This window comes from Xanthomonas cassavae CFBP 4642, from assembly GCF_000454545.1.
In the GTDB taxonomy this organism is placed as follows: Bacteria; Pseudomonadota; Gammaproteobacteria; order Xanthomonadales; family Xanthomonadaceae; genus Xanthomonas; species Xanthomonas cassavae.
Window position 1 is genome coordinate 2,199,960 of the sequence record NZ_CM002139.1, and the last position, 23,632, is coordinate 2,223,591.

Genomic DNA, 23,632 nt, shown 5'->3' on the forward strand with positions numbered 1-23,632 from the left:
CCGAGATGAACGAGGAAGGACGACTGATTCTTGCGCAGATGGCGCTGGGCGCCGGGCGTCTGGACGCCTTGATTGCCGAGTTGCAGGACCAGGCCAAGCGCGCTCAAGCGGCGATGCAGGCGGCCCGGGAGCAGGAAGAGGCCATGTTCAGGCAGGCGATGGTGGCGCTGTTCCGCGAACAGCAGCAGCGGATGGAGGATGCGCTGCGGCCTCGCATCGCCTGGGCCTGGAAGATCATCGCCACGCTGGCGGTGGTCTTCGCGCTACTGCTGGCGGGATTCCTGTTGTTGCTCAGGCAGGCCAACGACCGGTTGCAGGCGGCGGATGCCCGCGCGGCGGCGGCAGAGGTGCGTGCGGAGGTTCTGCAGGCATCCCGCCATGTCGAGATCACCTCGTGCGGCGGCCGGCCGTGCATCAAGCTGGACAAACAGGTGCCAACCTGGAAGAGCAAGGCTGGCGAGTACATCCTGGTGGATGCCTCCGCCGAGAAACAGGCGCGTACGCGGCAGTAAGCCAGGGTCTTGCGCGTGCTGTTGCCTCAGCGATGCAGCCAATTGCCGCGCCCTACGCCCCTGTCTGGCGAACCACACCGACGCGCGCGTTTCAGGCAAGCGCGTCGGTACGCCTGGTTGCGGCTGTCGCCAAGGCGGGCCGGTGGCAGGAATTGGCACGGATCGGATTCCAAGCCTGCCGGCGAGCGTTGCCGGCTCGGGCCGTCTGCGCTTAGACCCGCGCCGCCGGCATGTGTGCCGCAAGCAGCGTGACCGGCGCGGCGAACTGCGCCTGCCAGGGTGTCTGCAACCAGGTTTCCAGCGCCGCGGCCGGCATGGGTTTTGCGATCCAGTAGCCCTGGCCTTCGTCGCAGCCCCAGGCGCGCAGCTGTGCATAGGCCTCGGCCGATTCGATGCCTTCGGCCACCACGCGCTGGCCCAGGCTGTGACCGAGCTGGATCATCGCCGGCACCAGGGTGCGGTCGGTGCGGTTGTCCGGCAGCGAACGAATGAAGGATTGATCGATCTTCAACGAGCTGGCCGGCAGCTGTTTGAGGTAGCTGAAATTGCTGTAGCCGGTGCCGAAATCGTCGATGGCGATGTGCACGCCCAGTGCGGCCACTGCCGCGAGCTGTTCGGCCAGCTGGTCGGGGTGGCGGATCATCGCGCTTTCGGTGAATTCGATTTCCAGCCGGCGTGGATCCAGCTTGTGGCGTTCCAGCCCGCGTCGCAGCAGCAACGCAAAGCCGGGGCGGTCCAGGTCGGCGGCCGACACGTTCAAGGCCAGATTGAAGTCCAGGCCCTGTTGCTGCCAGCGCGCGGCCTGGGCGATGCCGCGGTCGATGACCCAGGCGGTGATGCGGTTGATCAGCGCGGTCTTCTCGGCCATCGGCACGAAGTCCGACGGCATCACCGGGCCGATCATCGGGTGCTGCCAGCGCAGCAGCGCTTCCACCGCCACGCAGCGATGGTCGTGCAGATCCACGCGTGGCTGGTAGTGCAGGCGCAGCTGGCTGGCGCTGTCCAGCGCGGCCGGCAGCGCGGCGAGCAGGCGGAAGGTATTGCGCTGGGCCACGTCGTACTTGCGCTCGTACATGCTCCACGCCAGGCCGCGCTCGCGTGAGACATCCACTGCAGTGGTGAGCGAGCGAATGGTGTCGGCCGCGCCATAACTGGTGTGCAGCGAGACTGCGCCGATCGAGGCCACCGCGGTGTGCGGGATGCCCTGGTGATCCAGCGGTTCGGTAAACGCCTTGGACAGCTTGGTGCACAGGCTGGACAGGCGCTGGTTTTCGGCCGGAGTCAGAAAGCCGAAGGTGGTCGGGTCCAGCCGGTAGAGCAGGGTGCCAGCGGGCAGATAGGCGGTCAGGCGACGCTGCGCCAGCGCCACGTATCCATCGGCGTAGTCCCAGCCCAGTGCCTTGACCATGTCGCGGAAGTAATCGCTGCCGCAGACATCGATGGCCACCGCGGTGGTGGCCGGCACGGTCTCGCGCTGCGCCAGCCAGGTATCCAGGTCTTCGCCAAAGCGCGAGCGGTTGGGCAGGCCGGTGGCGCCATCGCGATACGTGGTGCTGCGCAGGTTTTCCACACGCAGCACGGCCAGGTCGCGCAGGCCTTCCAGTTGCGTCAGCGCCTCGGCATCCAGACCCTCGCGCGGGCTGGTGCCGATCACGCACAGCGTGCCGATGCGGTGCCCGTCGCGCAGCTGCAGGGGCGCGCCCGCATAGAAACGGATGAAGGGAGGGCCCAGCACCAGCGGGTTGTCGCAAAAGCGCGGATCCAGTTGCGCATCTGCCACCACCATCACCTCGTCCGAGCGGATCGCGTGCGCGCAGAACGCCTGATCGCGCGGTGTCTCGGACGCCTGCAGGCCAACGCGCGCCTTGAACCACTGACGGTGTTCGTCCACCAGCGATACCAGCGCGATCTCCGCACCGAGGGCGCGCGTGGCCATCGCGGCGATGGTGTCGAACACCGGATCCGGCGGCGAATCCAGCAGGCAGAGGCCATGCAGGACGGCCAGACGGGTGGATTCTTCGGACATGGGGGATGGCTGGCTAACAGGGGCGGGCACGGATCGCATGTGGCTGTATCGGCCTCGGCCCTATCCACTTGACGTAGCCGCGCTGGCTTATTCAGCTGCCAGCAGCGCAAATGCATGGTGCAGTGCAGGGCGTCGGCCACCCGCCGCATTGGCAGCATTCGGTCGACGCATGCGCGTTTCGCGTTGCAGCATCGCGCTGCGCAACACGGTACGGCAGCCAGGCGCTGCGCTGTCAGGCTGGGCGCCTACTCACCATACCCTGCGTAAGCGCTCGAATACACGGAAGTTAACGCTACCAGCCGACTGGCGCGGCGGTCTGCGCACTGGGTCGGTCTCTGCGGATTTTGTCGGTTCTGTGACCCGGCCGCTGATCGCACCGGCGTGCCATGGGCAGGGTGACCGCACGCGGGCCGGGCACGCATGCGTGCCGGAGCGCCCGTGGCACTCACCCTCTGGAGCCGATCATGAAGATCTTCACGTCCCTGGCGCAGCGCGCCGTGCTGCTGATTGCCGGCCTGGCGCTGACATCGGTGGCGCATGCCGGTCTATCCGTCTCCGGCACGCAATTACGCGAGACCAATGGCAACACCCTGGTTTTGCGTGGCATCAACCTGCCGCACGCGTGGTTTGCCGATCGCACCGATGCCGCACTGGCGCAGATCGCCGCCACCGGTGCCAAGAGCGTGCGCGTCGTGCTCGGTTCCGGCCATCGCTGGAGCCGCACCCCGGAAGCGGAGGTGGCGCGCATCATCGCGCGCTGCAAGAGCCTGGGCCTGATCGCGGTGCTGGAAGTGCACGACACCACCGGTTACGGCGAAGACGGCGCGGCCGGCACCCTGGCCCATGCCGCCAGCTACTGGACCAGCGTGCGCGGCGCGCTGGTGGGGCAGGAGGACTACGTCATCATCAATATCGGCAACGAGCCGTTCGGCAATCGTCTCAGTGCCAGCGAATGGGTCACCGGCCACGCGCGCGCGATCGCCACGTTGCGTAACGCCGGCCTGACCCACGCGCTGATGGTGGACGCGCCCAACTGGGGCCAGGACTGGCAGTTCTACATGCGCGACAATGCTACCGCGCTGCTGGCGCTGGATAGCCGCCGCAATCTGGTCTTCAGCGTGCACATGTACGAAGTGTTCGGCAGCGATGCGCCGGTGGACAGCTATCTGCGCGCGTTCCGCAGCAATGGCCTGGCGCTGGTGGTGGGCGAGTTCGGTGCCGACCATCGCGGCGCACAGGTGGACGAGGCGGCGATCATGCGGCGCGCGCACGAATACGGGGTTGGTTACATGGGCTGGTCGTGGTCGGGCAACGACAGCAGTATCCAGTCGCTGGATATCGTATCGGGCTGGGATCCGACCCGCCTGAGCAGCTGGGGGCGCACCTTGATCGACGGCGCCGACGGCATCCGCGCCACCTCGCGCAGGGCCAGCATCTTTGGTCCGAGGCGTCGCTAGGTCCAAGCGCGGCTAACCGACCTGCCGCGCAGCCGTCAGGTGGGCGCGGTCGATGTTCGAACCTCATGTACCACGCGTAGAGTCCGGTTCCTGCGCACTGCCTAGCCGCGGTCAGCGGCCGGGTTCGCGCAGGGGGGCCGGGCTGGGGCGCTTGGTCAGCTTGCGCTGCAGCGAGCGGCGGTGCATGCCGAGCAGGCGCGCGGCCGCGGAGACATTCCCGCCGGTCTCGTGCAGCGCCTGTTGGATGTGTTCCCACTGCAGGCGGCTGAGCGGGGTCATCATTTCCTGCGCGGTTTCTTCTTCGTCCGGCTCGGGCAGGTCGTCGTCTTCTTCGCCCAGCGCCCGCATGATGGTGGGAATATTGGCCGGCTTGGGCAGGTAGTCGTCGGCGCCGAGCTTGATGGCTTCCACGGCGGTGGCGATGCTGGCATAGCCGGTCACCAGCAGGATGCGCATGTCGGCGCGGATCTCGCGCAGTGGCTGGATCAGGCTCAGGCCGGAATCGTGGCCGAGCTTGAGATCGATCAGGGCGAAATCCGGCAACGCACTGCGCGCGGTGGACAGCGCGCTGGCGACATCGGTGGCGGTCAGCGTTTCCACGCCACGCCGTGCCAGGCTGCGCTGCAGCGTGCGCAGGTACAAGGTGTCGTCGTCGACCAACAGGCCGGTGCGGATCGGGGGGCTGGTCATGCCAGGGCCTCGTGTTCGGAAAGCGGCAGGCGGAACCCGACGCGGGCGCCGCTGCCTTCGGCGGGCAGCATCCATAGCTCGCCCTGCAGGCGTTCGACGGTGGCATGCGACAAGGCCAGGCCCACGCCCATGCCGTCGTGTTTGCCGCTGTTGAACAAGGTGCCCGGCAGCATGGCTTGCGCAGTGTCGAAGCCGGGGCCGTAATCGCGTACCTCGCCGCTGAGGTGATCGTCTTCCACTCGAAGCGTGAGGTCGATCTGCGGGCGGCCGGCGCGCTCGCCGGCATCGGCGGCATTGTTGAGCAGCACCATCAACAGGTGGCTGACGCCGGGCTGCAGCATCAGCCGCATCGGTGCGTCCTCGTTGCGGCGCAGCTCGATGGTGGGGCGCACCAGTCGCCATTGTTCCAGCACGTCCTTGACCGCGACCTCGCGGCTCAGGTGGCCGTTGTCGGCCGGTGCGGCCAGCGCCAGCACGCGCTCATGGCACTGCACCAGCAGCTCGCGCAAAGTGTCCAGATCCTCGCGCAGTTCCACCTGGTCGCACTGGTCGGCGATGTCGTCCACCAGCAGCGTCATCGTGGCCAGCGGGGTGTTGAGTTCGTGCGCCACCGAGGCTGCATGCGTGGCCAGCGCCACGATGCCCTCGTTGCGGGCGAAGCGTTCGCGCAGGGTGGAGATTTCGCGTTCGCGTTCGCGCATCGACAAGGCCAGCCGCGTGGCGAACGCCAGCACCACCACGGTGGACAGCAGGAAGTTGGCCGCCATGCCCCACATGTGCAGGCTCAGCGGGTCGAAGCTGCCGTACGGCAGCGGCAGGCCAAATGCCGCGCTGATCACGTAGCCGGCCACGCACGACGCCGCCACCGCCATCGCCCAGCCCAGCGGCAGGGCCAGCGCGGCGAGCGCGATCAATACCAGAAACAGCGAGCCGAACGGATTGGCGATGCCGCCGCTCCAGCCCACCATCCAGGTCAGCACGGTGACATCGACCAGGATGTGTCCGAATTCGGTGGCCGGGCTCACCGCGCCGCGATGGGCCACACGCAGCTGCGCATACAGGTTGAACACCGCCAGCGCGGCCACGCCGGCCCACAGCGGTTGCTGCGGCAGGTGCAGGCCCATCAGGCCGGTGGCGACCAGGATGGTGGCGGCCTGGCCGGCCGTGGCCAGCCAGCGCAGGCTGCACAGGGTCCGCAGGAAGGAGGCGTCGGAGCTGTTCATCACCGCAATGCTATGCGCTCGGGGGCGTGGCGGCCTGCGACAAACCGTCGCATCGGCCCGACAGACCGCCCGCACCACGCTTCAGCTGTGAGCGGACGGAGGACAGGCTAAAATACTCCGATGCATGACGCCGTGACCCGCCCAACCCCTCCCGCCGACGCCACCGCCTGGCCGCGCCGCATCACCCAAGCCGTCAGGATCGGCAGCGTGATCGTGGGCGGAGGCCACCCGGTGGTCGTCCAGTCGATGACCAATACCGATACCGCCGACATCGCCGGCAGCGTCAAACAGGTGTCCGAGCTGTGGCGCGCCGGCTCGGAGATGGTGCGCCTGACCGTCAACAACGCCGAGTCCGCCGCCGCCATCCCGCGCATCGTCGACAAGTTGCGCATGATGGGGATCGAGGTGCCGCTGATCGGCGACTTCCATTACAACGGCCATCAGCTGCTCGCCGCCGAGCCCGCCTGTGCCGAAGCGTTGGCCAAGTACCGCATCAACCCCGGCAATGTCGGCTTCGGCAAGAAGAAGGACCTGCAGTTCGGGCAGCTGATCGAATTCGCCATCAAGTACGACAAGCCGGTGCGTATCGGTGCCAACTGGGGATCGCTGGACCAATCGCTTGCCGCGCAGCTGATGGACGAAAATTCCAGGCAGCAATCGCCGTGGGACGCCGGCCGCGTGCTGCGCGAGGCGTTGATCCGTTCGGCGGTGGATTCGGCCGAGCGGGCGGTGGAACTGGGCTTGCCGCGCGAGCGCATCATCCTGTCGGCCAAGGTCTCCGGCGTGCAGGAGCTGATCGCGGTATACCGCGACATGGCCGCGCGCTGTGATTTTGCGCTGCACCTGGGGCTCACCGAGGCCGGCATCGGCAGCAAGGGCATTGTGGCCTCGGCTGCGGCCCTGAGCGTGTTGTTGCAGGAAGGCATTGGCGACACCATCCGTATTTCGCTGACGCCCGAGCCGGGCCAGTCGCGCACGCAGGAAGTGGTGGTGGCGCAGGAACTGCTGCAGACCACCGGGCAACGCGCGTTCACCCCGATGGTCACCGCGTGCCCGGGCTGCGGTCGCACTACCTCCGAGTTCTTCCAGGAGCTGGCCGGCGTAGTGCAGAACCACGTGCGTGCGCGCATGCCGGAATGGAAGATCTCCAACCCCGGTGCGGAGAACATGACCCTGGCGGTGATGGGGTGCGTGGTCAACGGGCCGGGCGAATCGCGTCACGCCAATATCGGCATCTCATTGCCGGGGACCGGCGAAGCGCCATCGGCGCCGGTGTTCGTGGATGGCGAAAAAACCGTCACCCTGCGTGGCGAGAACATTGCGCGGGACTTCATCGCGCTGATCGATCAGTACGTCGAACGCACCTATGTCCGCCGCGCCGGCTGAGTCTCCGGCCGGATTCAAGGTATGGCTGCGCCGTAACGCATGGCGCATGGGGCTGTTGTTCGTCGGCGTGCTGGTGCCGCTGGGTCTGTTCGTGGACCTGGCCGACGAAGTGCATGAGCTGGAAAATTTCTATTTCGACGAACCCTTGCTGTGGAGTTTGCGCAGCATTGCCACCCCGACGCTGGATACGTTTTTCGGGGCGATCTCCAAGATCGGCTACCAGTACGGCGTGATTCCGGCCGATATCGCCATCGTGCTGGTGCTGCTGGTGCTGCGTCGCTGGCGCGAGGGCACCTTTGCGGCGCTGGGCTTCGGCGGTTCGGCACTGCTCAACATGGGGGCCAAGCAGGTCTTCCAGCGCGACCGGCCCAGCCTGTGGGAGTCGATCGCGCCGGAAAGCACCTTCAGCTTTCCCAGCGGTCACGCGATGGGGTCGATGACCTTGGCGGCGGTGGTCATCGCGCTGGCCTGGCGCACCCGCTGGCGTTGGCCGGTGACCATCGTTGCCAGTGCGTTCGCGTTGCTGGTCGGCGTGTCGCGCATCTACCTGGGCGTGCATTACCCCTCCGACATCCTGGGTGGCTGGTCGGCGGCGCTGGTCTGGGTGGTCGGCCTGTATCTGGTGATGTTCCGCGGCACGCGGCGCCCGCATTGGCGTCGCACCGCCGCGTCGGTCTGAATGCAAGGCTGTGCGGCTTGCATGCCATCGCGCTTCAGCGCATGGGGTGATCGAACGGCATTGTCGCACCCCTTGGAAGCCGGCTCAGTCTGGCACCCATTCCCGCGGCGGTGGCGTCACGCACCAGCTGGCGTAGCCTTGTTCACGCGGAGTGCGTCGGATGATGCGCTTGCGCCGGCGACCTGCGCCAGAGCCCTGCGCCGATCACGCTGCCGATCAGCGCGAGCAGCATCACGTAATAGCCCGCGCCCATCGGGTGCTGCTTGACCAGCATCACCACCAGCAGCGGCGTCAGCCCGCCGAAGACGGCATAGCCCAGGTTGTAGGCGAAACCCAGCGCAGCACGATCGCCAGGCTGATGGCTTGCAGCGCTACCGCCGCCGGCCGTCGGGCCCTGGAGTGGCGAACACACGTCGCGATGCATTGTCAGGTAGGGCGTGGACGACGCACCAGACCCGGGAGTGTACGAGTGCCACAGGGAATTCCGGGCATAGTCTGCGCCCGCCGGGCGGCTGCGCAGCAGGATTGTTGGCCGCGCTTATTCGCCGGGTTTGGCGCCTTCCACCGGCGCATGGGTGGCGGCGCGGCGCGCCAGCACCGCTTCGCGGTGGGCGATGTAGACGTTGGCGCCGATGATGATGGCCGCACCGATCAGGGTATGGCGCTCGATCGCCTCGCCGAACAACCACCAGCCCAGCAGCGCCACCAGTGGCAATTGCATGAAGCTGATCGGCTGCAGCGCCGAGACCTCGCCCAGCTTGAGCGCGCGGGTCCAGAACAACTGCCCGGCGGTGCCGAAGATGCCGGTGGCCATCAGCCATAGCCAGTCGATGCCCTGCGGCCAGCTCCACTGGAACAGCGCGGGAATCAGCGACATCGGCACCCAGAACACGTAGGTGTAGAACACCACCGTGTCGGAGTCGTCGCTGCGCGAGAGCTGCTTGATCTGGATCGCCACGATGGCGCTGATCACCGCGGCCAGCAGCGCCACCAGCAAGCCCGGGCTGAAGGTGGACGAGCCCGGTCGCAGGATCACCAGCACGCCGATGAAGCCCGCTGCCACCGCCAGCCAGCGCCGCATGCGCACCTGTTCCTGCAGCCACACCACCGCCAGCACGGTGACGAACAAGGGCGTGGAATAGGACAGCGAAATTGCCTGCGACAGCGGCAGGTGCCCGATCGCCCAGAACCCGCACAGCATCGAAGCCAGGCCGATCAAGGTGCGGGCGACATACTGCGGCAGCTGGCGCGTGCGCGGCAGCGGCTTGCCCGGACGCACGATCAACGGCAACAGTGCCAGCAGGCCGAAGGCATTGCGGAAGAATGCGATCTCGGTGGTCGGAATGTGCGCGGAGGCAAACCGGATGCTGATGGCCATCAGGCCGAAGGCGAGCGTGCTGATCAGCATCCAGACGGCGGCGCGCACCGACGCCGGCGATGCCGTCACCAATGTGCTCCGATGATGCGGGGCTCCGGCTCCAGGATCACCGAGTAGCGCTCGCGCACCGATTCGGCAATGCGCCGTGCGAAGTCGAGCAACTGCGCGCCGCTGGCGCTGCCGTGGTTGACCAGGACCAGCGCATGATCCGGCGACACGCCGGCATCGCCTTCGCGCCGGCCCTTCCAGCCGCAATGCTCGATCAACCACGCCGCCGACAACTTGCCATGGCCTGCGTATTCGCCGGGGTAGACCGGCATGTCGGCAAAGGTGGCCTGCAAGGCCGCGATCTGCTCGCCTGGCAGCAGCGGGTTCTTGAAGAAACTGCCGGCATTGCCCAGCACGTCCGGGTCCGGCAGCTTGCGCCGGCGGATGTTGATCACCGCCTGCGCCACTTCCGCTGCACCGGCCAGTTCGGCTCCCATGCGGGCCAGCTCTTCGCGGATGCCGGCATAGTCCAGCCGCAGTTCGTGCAACAGCGGCAGGTTGAACTCCACCGCCACGATCAGGTAACGCTCGGGCTGCTGCTTGAACACGCTGTCGCGGTAGCCGAACGCGCAGTCGTCTGCACCCAGCCGCACGAACTGCTGGCCCTGCCGGTCGAAGGCCTCCACCGCATGGATGAAGTCGCCCACCTGCGCGCCATACGCGCCGATGTTCTGGATCGGGCTGGCGCCCACCGTGCCGGGTATCAGCGCCAGGTTCTCCAGGCCCGACAGGCCCTGTTGCAGCGAATACAGCACCAGCGCATGCCAGTTCACTCCAGCGCCGGCACGCACGATGGCATGGTCGGCATGGTGCGCAATGATGGCGATATCGCGGTTTTCGAAACACAGCACGCAGCCTGGCGGGTCGCCGGCCAGCAGCACGTTGCTGCCGCTGCCCAGCACCAGCAGCGGTTCGCCCGCGATCTGCGGCGCTGACAGCGCCTGTGGCAAGGCCTGGGGTGTGTCGATATGCAACAGCCAGCGCGCCGTGGCCTGCACATGGAACGTGTTCAACGCATGCAGCGACGCGTGTTCGCTCAGGTGCCAGCCCGGTTGCACGGCATCGCTCATAACGGCGACACCGCGCCGCCGCTGGGCGCCTCGCGGCGACGGCGGATGGCATCGACGCATTCGCCGATCAGCGGCGGCCCGCGATACACCAGCCCGCTATAGCACTGCACCAGGCTCGCGCCCGCGGCCATCTTGGCTACCGCATCGGCGCCGGAGGTGATGCCGCCCACGCCGATCAACGGAATCGATTCGGGCAGGCGTGCGCGCAGGCGGCGCAGCACCAGGGTGGATTGCCCCAGCAACGGTGCGCCCGACAGGCCGCCGGCTTCCGCAGCCAACGGATGATTGGCGATCAAGGTGCGCGTGACCGTGGTGTTGGTGGCGATCACGCCATCCACCGCCAGATCGGCCAACACGCGCGCGGCCGCATCGATGTCGCGGTCGTTGAGGTCCGGCGCCACCTTCACCAGCATCGGCACGCGCTTGCCGTGTTGTGCGGCCAGTGCTTCCTGGGTTTCGCGCAGGTCGGCGATCAGGCGGCGCAGCGCCTGTTCTTCCTGCAACTCGCGCAAACCGGCGGTGTTGGGCGAAGAGATATTGACCGTGATGTAGTCGGCCAGCGGATACACCCGCTCCATGCAATAGCGGTAATCGCTGGTGGCCTCTTCGTTGGGGGTGTCCTTGTTCTTGCCGATGTTGATGCCGAGCAGGCCGCCGCGACGGCGCGCGCGCTGCACATTGGCCACCAGCGCATCCACGCCCAGGTTGTTGAAGCCCATGCGGTTGATCACCGCCTGGTACTCGGGCAGCCGGAACATGCGTGGCTTGGGGTTGCCTTCCTGCGCACGCGGCGTCACCGTGCCGATCTCGACGAAGCCGAAGCCCAGCGCCATCAGCGCGTCGATATGTTCGCCGTTCTTGTCCAGCCCGGCGCCGAGCCCGACCGGGTTAGGGAACATCAGCCCGAACGCGGGCGTCGGCAGCGGCACCGGGCGCTTGGCCAGCAGCGCCGTGGTGCCGGTGCGGTAGGCGGTATCGATGGAGCGCAATGCCAGCGCGTGGGCGCGTTCGGCATCGAGGGAAAACAGCAAGGGGCGGGCAAGCGAATACATGCGGGTCAGTTCAAACTCCCGGCGAAAATGCGGGTCTGGTAATGGAAGTCGATCACCCCGTCGTGCGCGTATGCGTCGAACAGGGCGCGCAGCGCGGCCAGCATCGGCGCGTGGCGTGCATCGTGCGCCAGCGGCGCATACGACGAGGACAGCAGGCGGCCACGCAAGGCGTCGAAATCCAGCCGCTGTACATTGGGAAAGCGCGCCATCGCCCGAAATCCATCGCCGAACCAGGCCTGCATGGCCGCATCGTCCTGGTAGCGTTCTGCCACCGCCGAATAGTCGGTGCCGTAGTCCAGCAGCAGCTGTTCGTAGCCGCGCAGGAACGCGGTGGAGTCCAGTTCGCGCGAGTTCCAGTACACCACCGCCAGGCCGCCGGGCTGCAGGATACGTGCCCACTCGCGGCGCACGGCCTGGGTATCGAACCAGTGGAAGGCCTGCGCTGCCGACACCAGGCCAACGCTGGCATCGGCCAGCCCGGTGGCCTCGGCGGTGCCGTCGATGGCCTGGAAGCTGCCGAATTCCGCCAGCCATTGTTGCGCGGCTGCGCGCATGGCAGGGTTCGGTTCCACTGCGGTGACCGAGTAGCCGGCCTCCAGGAACAGGCGGCTGGAGATGCCGGTGCCGGCGCCGATATCGGCCACCGGCGTGGCAGGGGTGACGCCCAGGTCGTCGTGCAGCCAGCGCAGCAGCTGCGGCGGATAGCTCGGCCGGTAGCGCACATACGTCGCTACCCGGTCATTGAAACGCTGGGCCGAGGAGGGCGCGGCCATGCTCAACTGTTGGCGGCCGCCAGCCACGCCATGCCGCCAAAGAAAAGAATGAAGACCGCAATGCCCAGCACCCATAGTGCCACTGCCAGCCAGCCCAGGATCAGACCGCCGATCGCCAGCCCGTCGCCATCCAGGTCCTGTGGATGACGGCGGATTTCCGCCCGTGCCAGGTGGCCGGTGATGATGGCGCAGATGCTGCCGAGGAAGGGAATCAGCGTCCAGCCGAGAATGCCGGCTACCAGGCTGACGATGGCCATGGCGCTGGTCTGTCGAACGACAACGTTCATCATGAACTCCTTGAAGGGCCCGCAGCCGGCGGCTGGCGTCGCCCGATTATCCCAGAGCGGCCGGCCAAAAGGCGTGCCGGTCGAGGCGAACCGTGGCCGATGGCCGGATTCAAGCGGTTTGGAGGGCTGTGGGGAGCGCCGGCGGCGCTGTGCGAGCGCGTGGTTCATGACCTGATGCGCGGTCGGGCAGGGGAGGTGACAGCCTGCCGCGGCCTGTTTCGGCGGCCCGCTCCGCCATCAGCGCAATGGCCTGGTGCTCCAGCATCCCAGCATCCCAGCAGCGCGAGGCAGCAGGCGTGCTGCGCGCGCGTGCCCCGCAGGCAGGCCCACGCGCCGGAACAGTGTCCGGCGCGCGGTCCCTACATCACAGATCGAACTTGATGCCCTGGGCCAGCGGCAACGAATCGGAGTAGTTGATGGTGTTGGTCTGGCGGCGCATGTAGACCTTCCACGCATCCGAGCCGGATTCGCGACCGCCGCCGGTTTCCTTTTCGCCACCGAACGCACCGCCGATCTCCGCCCCGGAAGTACCGATGTTGACGTTGGCGATGCCGCAATCGCTGCCCGCAGCGGACAGGAACTTCTCGGCCGCCTTGAGGTTCTGGGTGAAGATCGACGACGACAGGCCCTGCGGCACACCGTTCTGCAGATCGATCGCCTCGTCCAGCGTGCTGTACTTCATCACGTACAGGATCGGCGCGAAGGTTTCGTGCTGCACCACCGCGTCGCTGTTCTGCAGCCCGGTGACGATCGCCGGCAGCACGAAGTTGCCCGGGCGATCGATCGCGGTGCCGCCCACTTCCACCGTGCCGCCAGCGGCCTTGGCCTTGGCGATCGAGTCGAGGAACTGGGCAACCGCGCCCTGGCTGTTGAGCGGGCCCATCAGGTTTGCCGGGTCGGTGGGGTCGCCGATCTTGCTGTCGAGCTGCTTGTACGCCTTGACCAGCGTGGCCAGTACGTTGCCGTAGATGGAGTCGTGCACGATCAGGCGGCGCGTGGTGGTGCAGCGCTGGCCGGCGGTGCCGACCGCACCGAACACGATGCCGGGAATCGCCAGCTTCAGGTCGGCGGTCTCGTCCAGGATGATGGCGTTGTTGCCACCCAGCTCCAGCAGGCAGCGGCCCAGGCGGTGGGCGACCTTTTCAGCGACCACGCGGCCGATCTGGGTGGAACCGGTGAAGCTGATCAGCGGGATGCGGGTGTCTTCGACCAGCTTCTCCGACAGGGAGGTGCCGGCATCGTTGATCAGGAAGAAGATGTCCGGGAAGCCGGCATCCTTCAGCGCCGCGTTGCAGATCTTCATCGTGGCGATCGCGGTCAGCGGCGTCTTGTTGGACGGCTTCCAGATGCAGATATCGCCGCAGATCGCCGCCAGGAACGCATTCCAGGCCCACACCGCCACCGGGAAGTTGAACGCGCTGATGATGCCCACCAGGCCCAGCGGCTGGTACTGCTCGTACATGCGGTGGCCAGGACGTTCGGAATGCATGGTGTAGCCGTAGAGCATGCGGCTCTGGCCCACGGCGAAATCGGCGATGTCGATCATCTCCTGCACTTCGCCATCGCCTTCGGGCTTGCTCTTGCCCATTTCCAGCGCCACCAGCGAACCGAGCGCATCCTTGTGCGCACGCAGCGCTTCGCCACACAGGCGAACGGCTTCGCCGCGGCGCGGCGCCGGCGTGGTGCGCCACACCTTGAAGGCCGCCTGGGCGCGCTGGACGATCAGTTCGTAATCGTCCGGCGTGGTCGCCTGCACATCGGCGATGACCGCGTTGGTGGTCGGATTGAGCGGCTGCAGCACCCCGGCACCGGTGGCCTGCGACCAGGTCGCCTCGCCGAGGTAGGTGCCGGAATTGGACGCGGCGAGGTCGAGCGCCTTGAGCAGGTCAGCGGACATGGAATCTCCTGGAAACAGTGGCGGTCGCGCGGCGGCAGGGCCGGCCCACGACACGGGTAGCTGCCAATTTTAGCAGGCTCCACCCACCCCCGGCCGGCTTGGCAAGCTGGCTGAACATGCGACAATGCCGCCCTTGGCCCCGTAGCTCAGCTGGATAGAGCGTCCCCCTCCTAAGGGGAAGGTCGCCCGTTCGAATCGGGCCGGGGTCACCAGACCGAGAGCCTTTGTTCCAGATGGCCGTATGAGCTGGCGGGCGATAGGAGCCAGCCAGCTGCCGCGTTGAGACGGCAGGGCGTTGACGGCGCAGTGTCCGCAGAGGCGTGCGCATCGTTTCCCAGGTCAGCGCAGTGGCCTCACGTCGGCTGCCACAGTTCCGCCTTGTTGCCGTCGGGGTCGATGACCCAGGCAAACAGTCCGAATTCCGAGGTGGTGACGGTCTCCGATACCTGGCAACCGGCAGCTCTCAGCCGTTCAACCAGCGACTGCACATCATCGACCCGGTAGTTCACGATGAACGGGGCTGCGGTGTTCTCGAACTGGCTGCTCGCCTGATCGTGAATTGCCCATGCCAGCGGGTTCTCGGGGCCTGCCTCTCGCGATCCCGCATCGAACACGGTTCCACCCCAGGCCTGTACATCGACTCCCAGCTGCGTTGCATACCAGGTGCGTAACGCAACCGCGTCCTTGGATTTGATGATGATCCCGCCGATCCCGTTCACTGCGTGCATGCCCGATTCCTTTGACTGAGTGGGTTGATGACCAACAGCGGAGCCGCTCCATGCGTCCAGACTCGGCTGACGCGCAACGACGATAAAGTACTGCGAGTTCAGCCGCTTGCCAGATCTTGCTCACATGACGATCAGCCAAACGCCATCCCTCACCATGGTCCAGAGCGTGAATCGTGCGCTCGACTACATCGAGGTCAATCTCGCCGGGAAGCTTTCGCTATCCCTGATTGCTGGCGCTGCCTGTGTGTCGCCTTTCCACCTTCAGCGAATCTTTCGTGCCGTAGTGGGTGAAACCCCTCGCGCGTTCGTGCTACGCAGAAGGCTGGAAAACGCCTTGGGCGATCTGTCTCACCAGCCGGGCCGGCCCCTGACCGAGATAGCGCTGGCCCGCGGGTTTTCTTCGCTATCGGATTTCTCGAGAAACTTTCGAAGGCATTTCGGATATTCGCCCGCCAAGTTGGATCTCGGTGCCTGTCTGGACGCGCGCCGGAGCGCACTGGATGCCACCCTGGCACTGACTTCGCATGGAGATGGCGGTGGCGCCCCCAATGCCGGGGAATTTTCGGTCAATCTTCGTGATAATCCCGAGCGCACCGTTCAGTACGTGCGCGTGCATCGTCCATTCGATGAGGGCGCGGTTGGGGCGGCGGCCCTGCGCCTGCTGTCGTGGGCGCGAGATGCCGGCGTGGCACACCATCAGTGGATAGGCTATCTCTGGGATCAACCGCGACTGGCGTGCGCCGACGATTGCCGCTATGACGTCGCGGTGGAAGTGGCACATGGGCGGCCCTACGGCGATATCGGCCTATTCCGGTTTCCGCCGATGAAGGTGGCTGAAGTGGTGATTCGCGGGGATCTGCAGCTGGAGGCGCGTGCCTTCACCTGGTTGCGTTCTGTCTGGCTGCCGGCAAGCGGCTACTTGCCAGCAGACTTGCCCGCCTTCGAGGCATGGCTGGGGTTGCCGTATGCGCACGGTAACGATCACTTCGAGCTTGCGTGCCAGCTTCCCATCCGTAGCCCGTCAGAGTCGAATGCGTGGGATCAGCTGCGGCACGCGAAGGAAGGGCGCATTTACTGACTCGCCTCCGCCCGATACCGATTGGATGGGCTTGCTCTGGAGTGGACCAGAACGCGGTCCTCAACGGAGCTGCTGCTGGCCGCTATCTTTCGAACACGCCGTTAGTTGCTGCCCAAAATCGACTCCGGCACTTCTTTCTCGTCACCGATGTTGCACCACAAGTACCGCGACAGGCCGCGCAAACTTGTCCATCGCGACCGTCGAGATTCGGCTGTGGCGAAGCAGCGGGCCGAGTTGTTCGGTGGCGCCCAGGCGTTGGTCGACTTCCGGTTCGGGTACGGTGCGCGGGCGCTTGCGCTTGTCGGCTTTGGCAAAGCGCAGGCGGTTGTACTCGGCCCAGCCAACAGTGGTGATGGCGCTCATCAACGCGATCACCGGCAGCGCGCCAAGGGCGAAGGGGTCCAGTGCGTTGTGCTGCAGATACAACTCTGTGTAGGCGCTGCGCAGGCCCAGGAACCAGGCGATCAGCGTGGCCAGCGGCGCCCATAAATAGAAGTAGACCATCCAGGCGCCGGCGGTGGCGGCGCCGTAGGCGAGGCGGCGCGAGCGGCCGAGGCGTTGCGGCAGGTTGATGATGGGCGGTGTCATTGGATTCCTCGGTCGGGACTTTTCCAGCGGGCGCGCGTGTTGCGACGGGCGATGAGCGCACGGGGGAAGGCGATGACGGCGGTGAACATGCCGATCATCCAGAAGGCGGCCGGATACCAGATCACCCAGAAAAACTGGCGTGCCAGGCCCTTTTCGTAGCGTCGCTCGATCAGCAGGCTGGTGCCGAACTGCAGCAGGCAGACCACCGCCAGTACCAGTCCATGCCAGCGCGGCAGGATGGTGTCGACATACAGTGCGGGCGGCATCGCGATGAACTTGCCGAGCGCCCACAGCACGATGATGAAGAGCATCACGTAGGCCCAGATCAGGCTCAGTGCGTATTCGAGCAACACGCCCCACATGCGCCGGCTGCGCCAGCCGAGCGCGCGCCGTCCATGGCTCAGCAGCACTTCCACGCCGCCCCGTGCCCAGCGCAGGCGCTGCATCCACAGGCCGCGAAAGGTTTCCGGCATCAGGATCCAGCACAAGGCATTGGGCTCGTAGCGGATATCCCAGCCGTCGAGCTGCAGCCGCCAGGAGATGTCGATGTCCTCGGTGACCATGCTGTCGGACCAGAAGCCGACGTGGTGCAGTGCCGAGCGGCGAAACGCGCAGATCACGCCGGACACCGTGAACAGACGGCCATAGACACGCTGCGCGCGCTTGATCAGGCCGACGATCGCAGAGAACTCGCCTACCTGCATGCGGCCCATCAAGGTGGTGCGATTGCGCACGCGCGGATTGCCGGTGACGCCACCCACGCGCGGACCGGCCACCAGGTGGCCCACCATCCAGCGGGTGGCGTTGGGGTCGAGAATGGCGTCGGCATCCACGCACACCAGGTAATCCGAGCGCGCCGCCAGCGTGCCGACGCGCAGCGCGTTGGCCTTGCCGTGGTTCTGCTCCAGGTGCACTACGCGCAGGCGCGGGTAATGGTGCGTGAGGTCGTCCAGCACTTCAGCGGTGCGGTCGGTGCTGCCGTCGTTGATCGCGATGATCTCGTAATCGGCATAGTTCTGCGCGCTCATCGCCGCGATGGTTTCGGCAACGTGCTTGGCTTCGTTGTAGCAGGGCATCAGCAGCGACACGAACGGTTCGCTGGCCATCGGTGGCGGCTTGGACGGGCCGGGCGTGCCGCGTTCGCGCCGCAGGTAGTAGTAGATGCCACCGATCATCCAGAAGAACGCCATGATGATCGGGTAGAAGAACGCAAAATTGAACAGGGCGGCCAGTAAGAGGCTGGTCGTCATCGGTCATCGCTCGATATAGGGGAACTGGCGGGCCGAGATGGCCTCGCGCGCTTCGGGCAGAGACGGATGGCCGCCAATGAAATCGTCCGGGTAATACGCCAGGTGGCGCACACCTGCGGCCAGCAGCAACTGGCTGTGCGCAAGCAGCACGCCATCGGCCAAGGGATTGCCGGTACGCCAATCGACGGTCTGCAGTTCAAAGATGGTCTTGTCGAAGCCGTGCGGGTTTTCGCCGACGCGCCTGGCCAACCGGCCCAACCACTGCTGCGGGTCGTCGGCCTTTTCCATGTACGGCATCGCCATCAACGCGGTGTAGTCGTACGCGGCAGTGAACGCGTCCAGCCGTTGTGCAAACCACGCTTCGCTGTGCGGCTCCAGCACCGGCTGCGCAAACAGGTTGCGCACCGTCACCAGCTTGGGGCGCCAGCGTTCGGCGGCGGTCTTCAGTTGCTGGGTGAAGCCGATCAGCGCCTGGGTGCGCTTGGCGGGATCGCCATTGCCATAGGCCGGCAGTTCGTCGTCGCGCAGGTAGGCATCGTCGTGGAAGAGCAGCCCTTCGAAGTAGGCATTGGCGGCAAGGTCCTCATAGACGTCGGCCACCAGGGCGCGGGTGCGCGGGTTGCCCGGGTCCAGCCGCGGTACGTCCTTGGGATCGTTGCCGCGGATCTGCAATGCAGCCTGCTGCTGCGCATCGGGCAGGTGGAAGCCGAGCACCGGCACCCAGGCGAACACGCGCACGCCGGCGCGGGTGCGCAGTTGCCAGGCCACGCGCCCGAACAGGTCCGCGCGCATCGGCAGATGCCGGTTGGGGAAATACAGCGCATCGGCTGCGCCATCGCCATCCGGGTCGGCAAAGGCCTGCAGGAAGACATGGCTGGGGCCGATGTCCTTGATGCGCTGGACCAGGATGTCGAGGTTGCGCGCCAGCTGTGCCGGGTCCGGGTCATAGACGTAATCCAGATCGATCTGGATCGCGCGCAGGCCATCGCGCGATAGATCGCGGCGCAGTTCGCCGGCTAGATCGCGCACATCGGGGTTGTTGAACAGCAGCAGGCGGCCAAGGCTGACCAGCGATTGCCCGTCCACGCGATCGCGGCCCTGCAGGCCGATATCGGCTTCGTGCGAGCGGCCTTCCAGGTCGAAACTCAGCGTCATCCCCAGCTGCGCGGCAATGGCATTGCTGGCGCGGTTGTACGCGGCGTAGGGCCATACCATCGCACGCGGCGGTTTGCCCAGATGCGCCACGATGGCGTCGCGGCTGTGGCGCAGATCGGTCTGGATACGCTGGCGATAGTCGGCTTCGTTTTCGTAGCCGCTGCTCGCATCCCATAACCGGGTGACCGCAGCAGGGGTCTGATTACCGAACGGATTGCCGGCGATGCCCTTGTGCAGGTCGTCGCTATGCGAGCCGATCTCCACCAGGCCGCTGTCCTGCATCTCGCGCAGTTGTGCCCAGGTGATGAAGTCGTCGCGAGTGAAATCGCGTGGGCCATAGGGGACGACCCTGCCTGCAGGCAGTTCGACCCAACTGGTCACCGGCGCAACCAGCGCGGGGTAGCCATACGCCTGCAGCAGCGGGAAGACCCGGGTGTAGACGCTGCGCAGACCATCGTCGAAGGTGAGCAGCACCGGCCGCGAGGGCAGGGCGCGCCGGCCGGCGCGTGCGTCCAGCACCTGCTGCACGCTTACCGGGTGGTACGCATGCGAGCGCAGCCAATCCAGATGCGCAGCGAAGTTGCTGGTGGACACCGCGTAGCGATCCGGGTCGCCCTTGGCCGCGACGTCGTCGCGAATATCGTGGTAGCTGAGCACCAGCAGACCCGCCTGCGCTGACGACGCAAAGGTCATCAGCAGCAGCGCGAATAGCAACAGCGGCAGGCGGATCACGGCGTACCTCCCCATCGGAAATCCAGGTCCAGTCCAAGTTGGTGTTCGCGGCGGCCGTCATAGACCGGGCGCGACCAGCTCACGCCATACGTCAACGCGCTGCCATCGCCCAGCGACCACAGATGCCGATACGCAGCCGCAGGCACCCATCGGCTGCCAAAGCCGGATTGATAGGTCGGCCCGGCGGTGACTTCCAGACGCTGCCGAAACGCGTAGTCGTAGCGGCGCCAGCCGATTTGTTCGATGCGTACACCCGCGGCCACGCCCGAGCTGCGGCGTGGATCGAAGTAATCGACAACGCGGTCGTCTTCGGCGCGCCCGGCGGATGCGGCGAACAGGCCATCGACCAGCACATGCGGGCGTGCCCACAGGCGCTGGCTGCCGGAGAGATCGAGCTGATCGCGCCGGTTGCCATCGCTGTAGCGCAACTGGCGCGCCTGCAGTTCCCAGCGGCTTTCATCGCTGGGTGTCCAATGCGCGGTAGCGCCGATGCTGTCGGCGGTGATGCCCAGGCGACGCGCTTGCAACGAGGCCTCCGGGTCGCGTGTCCGCCAGGCAACGTTGCCGTACCACGCATCGGAAAAGCGCCATCCGGCGTCCAGCGCCCACGCGGTGCCATCACGGTCGAAATCATCCAGGGCACGGCCGCCGTAGGCGCTGACATCCAGGCGGTCGTAGCGGTAATGCGTGCCCAGCCAGAAGCTGCGGTAGCGCACGCGGGTGTCCTGAAAGTCGGCCCAGTCGTCGCGGGCACGCAGGCCGACACGCCAGCGCTCGCCGAGCAACGGCGACTCTGCTTCCAGCAAGGTACTGCCGAAGTGGTTGCCGAGTGGCGAGATCGATGTGGCGCGGCTGTCGTTTTCGCTGCGGCCCCATGCATGGCTCAGATGCACCTGCCAGCCACGCTGGCGCTGCAGCGATGCACCCAGCCGTTGCAGGCCCACATCATCGGGATACTCGTTGCGCAGGGTGTTGAACTGCGCATCGGCCAGATCCAGCCGGTCCAGATCGCGCTGGGTTTCGAGCATGCCGCTACGCGCCTGTTTCTGGTGCGGGTCCAGCGTCAGTGCAACTCGATTGCGCTGCAGGGCCTGCGTGGTGTGCCCGCGCCGCGCCTGGATCGAGGCCAATGCTGCCTGCAATTGGGCATTGTCCGGACCGATGGCGACACGTTCGCGCAGCAGGCGTTCGGCATGACGGTTGTCGTTGGCTGCAGAACGCGCGGTGGCCAGTGCGAGGTCGGCGCTGAAACGGTCCCAGTTTTCGTAGCCGCTGGTGGCGCCGGCCCGCCGCGGCCAGGGTGCCTGCGTGGCAGCCAGCCGTTCGAACAGCGGCAGCGCTGCATCGAAGCGCTCCTGTTCAAGCAAGGCGTAGCCGAGCAGGACCTGTGTGTTGAAATCGTCCGGGCTATGCTGCAGCGCCTGCCGCAGCACGACTTCGGCTTCGGCAGGGCGACGCAGGCCCATCAACGAATCGCCCACCGTGGCAAGCACATACGTCGGGACGTCGATGCCCTGCGCACGCAAGGCCTGATACCCAGCCACTACATCGCGGTGACGCTGGCGCTGATTGAGTGCGATCAGGCGATCGACGCGCAACCGCGTCGCTTCGCTGGCGACCTGCGGTGGTGTGCTGCGTTCGATACGCGCCATAGTGACCAATGCCTGATCGGTCTCCGCATAGCGGTGCGCTGCATCGGTCGGTTCGGCACCGGCCCAGCCGATCATGCGAGCGACGCGATCGTTTTCGAGGCGGTCGCGCTCCTGCTGCGAGAACCAGTCGGGGTGGCGCCATACCGCTTCGGCGGCCAGCTGCGCGCTTCCCAGGTCGCTGAGCGTAAGCGCACGCAGTGTATAGGCGCCCTTGTCGCGCGGGTCCGCACGCAGTACCCGCGCGTAGATGGCTAAGGCGTCCGCATAGCGCTGCTGGCCGCGCAATTGCTCGGCCTGCTGCATGGGCGTGAGGGCGATGGAGGCGTCAGTCACATCCGCAGGCCGCACTTCGCCACTGCGCGCTGGGGGCGCACATATGGCAAACAACGCGAGGCCGAGCAAGGGAGTGAGTGCGCCTGTGAGGTCAGGGCGACCGCGCTGCACGTGCTTGTGCAAGCGTATGGGGAGAAGAAGTCACTAGCGATCCCGGCTATGAGGATCGGCGATACTGCGTATACCCTTGTAAAAATGACGTGGTCACGGTGTTGATGAGATGTTCATCGGTTGAAGCTGCCTTGTCAGCGGCCGCAACATGACCATTGAATTGCATGGGCGCCACGGTTGCATCCCTGCCCGAAGTTGTTGGATCGTCTCGCTCGAGTGACCGCGTGCGTGCGGTGACAAGCACCGTAGCGAACTTTGCTATGTCTCGCAGTGCATGGCGTGAGTTGGCGACTTGACGACACGTTCGCCGAGCTTGGCGCCGATATTTGCGCAAGAACGAGTGGCGCAACCTCCTTCAGCGCAGGCGTGTGCAATTATTTTTGTGATTTTCATCACATTTTGATTTGTCGGGTTTTTCTTACAGGGTGGCCCCTACAGCAAGCTTTGACGTTTCGTTAACGCTACAGCAAAGTCCCGCAGCACTCGCCGCGCTGACGGGTTGTGCCGCCGCTTTTGGCGGCCAGGCGTGGTGGTGCGAGTAACGGCAGGCCACGGCGTGACCGTTGCACAGGGGATATGACAGATGTGGATGCGATCGGCGCCGTTGGCGCTGGCGGCTTGTCTATGCGCGGTCGCCGGGCTGGCGGCTGCACAACAATCGGCACCTTCCAGCCTGGATCGTCGGGAACAGCTGCGCCAGACCGAAGAGATCCAGCGCAGGCAGGAGCAGGAGCGCCAGGCACCCTTCGCCGGCCCGCGCGAGGATGCCGACCGCGTGGACGCATGGAGCACTGCATTGCCCAAGGAAGACCTGTGCTTTGCCATTACGCGCGTGCGCCTGTCCGGTGCGGGCGATGCAGCGGACCGTTTTGCCTGGTTGTGGAAATCCTTGCGTCGTTACGAAGGCCGCTGCATTGGCCGCGCGGGAATCGACATCATTCGCCGCCGCGCACTGGATCGCCTGGTGGCACGTGGTTTTGTCACCACCCGTATCGGTGTGCCCGAGCAGGATCTGTCGCGTGGGGAGCTGCGTTTCGAATTGATGCCCGGACGTCTGCGCGCAGTGCGTGTGGTTTCCGATACCGCTGGCGCGCACTGGAAAACGGCCTTGCCGTTGCGCAGCGGTGACTTGTTGGATCTGCGCGCGATCGAGCAGGCGGTGGAGCAGTTCAAGCGCCTGCCATCGCAGGACGCCAAGATCGATATCGCGCCCGGGCAAGCGCCTGGCGAGTCGGATCTGGTGATCACGCTGCAGCACGGCCGCCGTTGGCATGGCGTTGCCAATGCAGACGATTCGGGTGTGGAGGCCACGGGCCGCGTGCAGGGCGGGCTGGATCTTTCGCTGGACAATCCACTGGGGCTCAACGATCTGCTCAGCGTGGGCTACAGCCACGATCTGGCCACGCGCGATCAAGAGCGCGGTACCCGCGGCAACAGCCTGAGCTACAGCCTGCCCTGGGGCTGGTGGACATTGGCGCTGTCAGCATCGTCGTATCGCTATCACCAGCGCGTGGACGGGTTTTGCAG

The 23,632-nt window shown here is 66.1% G+C and carries 19 protein-coding genes, 1 tRNA gene and 2 pseudogenes; 7 read left to right on the forward strand and 15 right to left on the reverse strand.

Going from position 1 to position 23,632, the window contains the following annotated elements:
* The first annotated feature begins 5 nt into the window (after window positions 1-5).
* Window positions 6-512, forward strand: coding sequence for a hypothetical protein (locus tag XCSCFBP4642_RS0109915; RefSeq protein ID WP_029219643.1), 507 nt, complete (start codon window positions 6-8; stop codon window positions 510-512).
* A 211-nt stretch (window positions 513-723) separates the two neighbouring features.
* On the opposite strand, the gene XCSCFBP4642_RS0109920 is transcribed toward XCSCFBP4642_RS0109915, so the two are convergent.
* Window positions 724-2,577, reverse strand: coding sequence for a putative bifunctional diguanylate cyclase/phosphodiesterase (locus tag XCSCFBP4642_RS0109920; RefSeq protein WP_029219644.1), 1,854 nt, complete (start codon window positions 2,575-2,577; stop codon window positions 724-726).
* 425 nt (window positions 2,578-3,002) lie between these two features.
* On the opposite strand from XCSCFBP4642_RS0109920, the gene XCSCFBP4642_RS0109930 reads away from it, so the two are divergent.
* The gene (locus tag XCSCFBP4642_RS0109930; RefSeq protein WP_029219645.1) at window positions 3,003-3,995 is read left to right on the forward strand and encodes a glycoside hydrolase family 5 protein; all 993 of its coding nucleotides are present in this window, start codon (window positions 3,003-3,005) and stop codon (window positions 3,993-3,995) included.
* Window positions 3,996-4,106: 111 nt separating this feature from the next.
* On the opposite strand, the gene XCSCFBP4642_RS0109935 is transcribed toward XCSCFBP4642_RS0109930, so the two are convergent.
* Together XCSCFBP4642_RS0109935 and XCSCFBP4642_RS0109940 are read right to left on the reverse strand one after the other, a co-directional pair.
* Window positions 4,107-4,685, reverse strand: a complete 579-nt coding sequence (locus tag XCSCFBP4642_RS0109935; RefSeq protein WP_029219646.1) for a response regulator transcription factor — start codon at window positions 4,683-4,685, stop codon at window positions 4,107-4,109.
* Entirely contained in the window at window positions 4,682-5,908 is a 1,227-nt protein-coding gene (locus XCSCFBP4642_RS0109940; RefSeq protein WP_029219647.1) for an ATP-binding protein, read from the reverse strand. The genes XCSCFBP4642_RS0109935 and XCSCFBP4642_RS0109940 overlap by 4 nt, the downstream gene beginning before the upstream one ends.
* Window positions 5,909-6,028: 120 nt before the next feature.
* On the opposite strand from XCSCFBP4642_RS0109940, the gene ispG reads away from it, so the two are divergent.
* Both ispG and XCSCFBP4642_RS0109950 read left to right on the forward strand, forming a co-directional pair.
* On the forward strand, window positions 6,029-7,294 hold the full coding sequence (ispG, locus tag XCSCFBP4642_RS0109945) for a flavodoxin-dependent (E)-4-hydroxy-3-methylbut-2-enyl-diphosphate synthase (RefSeq protein ID WP_029219648.1): 1,266 nt from the start codon (window positions 6,029-6,031) through the stop codon (window positions 7,292-7,294).
* Window positions 7,275-7,973, forward strand: coding sequence for a phosphatase PAP2 family protein (locus tag XCSCFBP4642_RS0109950; protein WP_029219649.1), 699 nt, complete (start codon window positions 7,275-7,277; stop codon window positions 7,971-7,973). Before ispG ends, XCSCFBP4642_RS0109950 begins: the two co-directional genes overlap by 20 nt.
* 142 nt (window positions 7,974-8,115) lie before the next feature.
* Here the strand turns inward: XCSCFBP4642_RS0109950 and XCSCFBP4642_RS0109955 are convergent.
* From XCSCFBP4642_RS0109955 to amaB, 7 genes and pseudogenes are all read right to left on the reverse strand, one after another.
* Window positions 8,116-8,316: pseudogene (locus XCSCFBP4642_RS0109955) on the reverse strand (MFS transporter); the annotation flags it as partial.
* A gap of 195 nt (window positions 8,317-8,511) precedes the next feature.
* The gene (locus XCSCFBP4642_RS0109960; protein WP_029219651.1) at window positions 8,512-9,423 is read right to left on the reverse strand and encodes a DMT family transporter; all 912 of its coding nucleotides are present in this window, start codon (window positions 9,421-9,423) and stop codon (window positions 8,512-8,514) included.
* Window positions 9,417-10,469 carry a UDP-N-acetylmuramate dehydrogenase gene (murB, locus tag XCSCFBP4642_RS0109965; RefSeq protein WP_029219652.1) on the reverse strand — a complete coding sequence of 351 codons (1,053 nt, stop codon included), beginning with the start codon at window positions 10,467-10,469 and terminating at the stop codon, window positions 9,417-9,419. Before murB ends, XCSCFBP4642_RS0109960 begins: the two co-directional genes overlap by 7 nt.
* Entirely contained in the window at window positions 10,466-11,521 is a 1,056-nt protein-coding gene (locus tag XCSCFBP4642_RS0109970; protein ID WP_029219653.1) for a quinone-dependent dihydroorotate dehydrogenase, read from the reverse strand. The genes murB and XCSCFBP4642_RS0109970 overlap by 4 nt, the downstream gene beginning before the upstream one ends.
* Window positions 11,522-11,526: 5 nt before the next feature.
* Entirely contained in the window at window positions 11,527-12,294 is a 768-nt protein-coding gene (locus tag XCSCFBP4642_RS0109975; protein ID WP_033898217.1) for a class I SAM-dependent methyltransferase, read from the reverse strand.
* Window positions 12,295-12,296: 2 nt separating this feature from the next.
* On the reverse strand, window positions 12,297-12,581 hold the full coding sequence (locus tag XCSCFBP4642_RS0109980) for a DUF4190 domain-containing protein (protein ID WP_029219655.1): 285 nt from the start codon (window positions 12,579-12,581) through the stop codon (window positions 12,297-12,299).
* Between the two features lie 364 nt (window positions 12,582-12,945).
* Window positions 12,946-14,478, reverse strand: a complete 1,533-nt coding sequence (gene amaB / locus XCSCFBP4642_RS0109985; RefSeq protein WP_029219656.1) for an L-piperidine-6-carboxylate dehydrogenase — start codon at window positions 14,476-14,478, stop codon at window positions 12,946-12,948.
* A 135-nt stretch (window positions 14,479-14,613) separates the two neighbouring features.
* On the opposite strand from amaB, the gene XCSCFBP4642_RS0109990 reads away from it, so the two are divergent.
* Window positions 14,614-14,690, forward strand: a tRNA-Arg gene (locus XCSCFBP4642_RS0109990).
* 141 nt (window positions 14,691-14,831) lie between these two features.
* Here the strand turns inward: XCSCFBP4642_RS0109990 and XCSCFBP4642_RS0109995 are convergent.
* Complete coding sequence (locus tag XCSCFBP4642_RS0109995) at window positions 14,832-15,206, reverse strand: VOC family protein (protein WP_029219657.1); 375 nt, start codon at window positions 15,204-15,206, stop codon at window positions 14,832-14,834.
* A 124-nt stretch (window positions 15,207-15,330) separates the two neighbouring features.
* Here XCSCFBP4642_RS0109995 and XCSCFBP4642_RS0110000 point away from each other — a divergent pair, with 124 nt between their 5' ends.
* On the forward strand, window positions 15,331-16,284 hold the full coding sequence (locus XCSCFBP4642_RS0110000) for an AraC family transcriptional regulator (protein ID WP_029219658.1): 954 nt from the start codon (window positions 15,331-15,333) through the stop codon (window positions 16,282-16,284).
* Between the two features lie 141 nt (window positions 16,285-16,425).
* Here XCSCFBP4642_RS0110000 and pgaD read toward each other — a convergent pair whose 3' ends face one another.
* From pgaD to XCSCFBP4642_RS0110020, 4 genes are read right to left on the reverse strand one after another with little or no spacing between them, the layout of a single operon-like run.
* Window positions 16,426-16,872, reverse strand: a complete 447-nt coding sequence (gene pgaD / locus XCSCFBP4642_RS0110005; RefSeq protein WP_029219659.1) for a poly-beta-1,6-N-acetyl-D-glucosamine biosynthesis protein PgaD — start codon at window positions 16,870-16,872, stop codon at window positions 16,426-16,428.
* Window positions 16,869-18,122 carry a poly-beta-1,6-N-acetyl-D-glucosamine synthase gene (gene pgaC, locus XCSCFBP4642_RS0110010; protein WP_029219660.1) on the reverse strand — a complete coding sequence of 418 codons (1,254 nt, stop codon included), beginning with the start codon at window positions 18,120-18,122 and terminating at the stop codon, window positions 16,869-16,871. The genes pgaD and pgaC overlap by 4 nt, the downstream gene beginning before the upstream one ends.
* 3 nt (window positions 18,123-18,125) lie before the next feature.
* On the reverse strand, window positions 18,126-20,024 hold the full coding sequence (gene pgaB / locus XCSCFBP4642_RS0110015; protein ID WP_029219661.1) for a poly-beta-1,6-N-acetyl-D-glucosamine N-deacetylase PgaB: 1,899 nt from the start codon (window positions 20,022-20,024) through the stop codon (window positions 18,126-18,128).
* On the reverse strand, window positions 20,006-21,964 hold the full coding sequence (locus XCSCFBP4642_RS0110020) for a tetratricopeptide repeat protein (protein ID WP_029219662.1): 1,959 nt from the start codon (window positions 21,962-21,964) through the stop codon (window positions 20,006-20,008). Before XCSCFBP4642_RS0110020 ends, pgaB begins: the two co-directional genes overlap by 19 nt.
* A gap of 730 nt (window positions 21,965-22,694) precedes the next feature.
* Here XCSCFBP4642_RS0110020 and XCSCFBP4642_RS29995 point away from each other — a divergent pair.
* Window positions 22,695-23,564, forward strand: a pseudogene (locus tag XCSCFBP4642_RS29995) (ShlB/FhaC/HecB family hemolysin secretion/activation protein); the annotation flags it as partial.
* Between the last annotated feature and the right edge of the window lie 68 nt (window positions 23,565-23,632).

Bases quoted from the DNA above. Each gene is read 5' to 3' on its own strand.
- pgaC (WP_029219660.1), bottom strand. From the start codon at position 18,122: ATGACGACCAGCCTCTTACTGGCCGCCCTGTTCAATTTTGCGTTCTTC.
- pgaB (WP_029219661.1), bottom strand. From the start codon at position 20,024: ATGGGGAGGTACGCCGTGATCCGCCTGCCGCTGTTGCTATTCGCGCTG.
- XCSCFBP4642_RS0109940 (WP_029219647.1), bottom strand. From the start codon at position 5,908: ATGAACAGCTCCGACGCCTCCTTCCTGCGGACCCTGTGCAGCCTGCGC.
- XCSCFBP4642_RS0109975 (WP_033898217.1), bottom strand. From the start codon at position 12,294: ATGGCCGCGCCCTCCTCGGCCCAGCGTTTCAATGACCGGGTAGCGACG.
- XCSCFBP4642_RS0109980 (WP_029219655.1), bottom strand. From the start codon at position 12,581: ATGAACGTTGTCGTTCGACAGACCAGCGCCATGGCCATCGTCAGCCTG.
- pgaD (WP_029219659.1), bottom strand. From the start codon at position 16,872: ATGACACCGCCCATCATCAACCTGCCGCAACGCCTCGGCCGCTCGCGC.
- XCSCFBP4642_RS0110000 (WP_029219658.1), top strand. From the start codon at position 15,331: ATGACGATCAGCCAAACGCCATCCCTCACCATGGTCCAGAGCGTGAAT.
- XCSCFBP4642_RS0109930 (WP_029219645.1), top strand. From the start codon at position 3,003: ATGAAGATCTTCACGTCCCTGGCGCAGCGCGCCGTGCTGCTGATTGCC.
- ispG (WP_029219648.1), top strand. From the start codon at position 6,029: ATGCATGACGCCGTGACCCGCCCAACCCCTCCCGCCGACGCCACCGCC.
- murB (WP_029219652.1), bottom strand. From the start codon at position 10,469: ATGAGCGATGCCGTGCAACCGGGCTGGCACCTGAGCGAACACGCGTCG.
- XCSCFBP4642_RS0109995 (WP_029219657.1), bottom strand. From the start codon at position 15,206: ATGCACGCAGTGAACGGGATCGGCGGGATCATCATCAAATCCAAGGAC.
- XCSCFBP4642_RS0110020 (WP_029219662.1), bottom strand. From the start codon at position 21,964: ATGCAGCAGGCCGAGCAATTGCGCGGCCAGCAGCGCTATGCGGACGCC.
- XCSCFBP4642_RS0109950 (WP_029219649.1), top strand. From the start codon at position 7,275: ATGTCCGCCGCGCCGGCTGAGTCTCCGGCCGGATTCAAGGTATGGCTG.
- XCSCFBP4642_RS0109920 (WP_029219644.1), bottom strand. From the start codon at position 2,577: ATGCGATCCGTGCCCGCCCCTGTTAGCCAGCCATCCCCCATGTCCGAA.
- XCSCFBP4642_RS0109915 (WP_029219643.1), top strand. From the start codon at position 6: ATGAACGAGGAAGGACGACTGATTCTTGCGCAGATGGCGCTGGGCGCC.
- XCSCFBP4642_RS0109970 (WP_029219653.1), bottom strand. From the start codon at position 11,521: ATGTATTCGCTTGCCCGCCCCTTGCTGTTTTCCCTCGATGCCGAACGC.
- XCSCFBP4642_RS0109935 (WP_029219646.1), bottom strand. From the start codon at position 4,685: ATGACCAGCCCCCCGATCCGCACCGGCCTGTTGGTCGACGACGACACC.
- amaB (WP_029219656.1), bottom strand. From the start codon at position 14,478: ATGTCCGCTGACCTGCTCAAGGCGCTCGACCTCGCCGCGTCCAATTCC.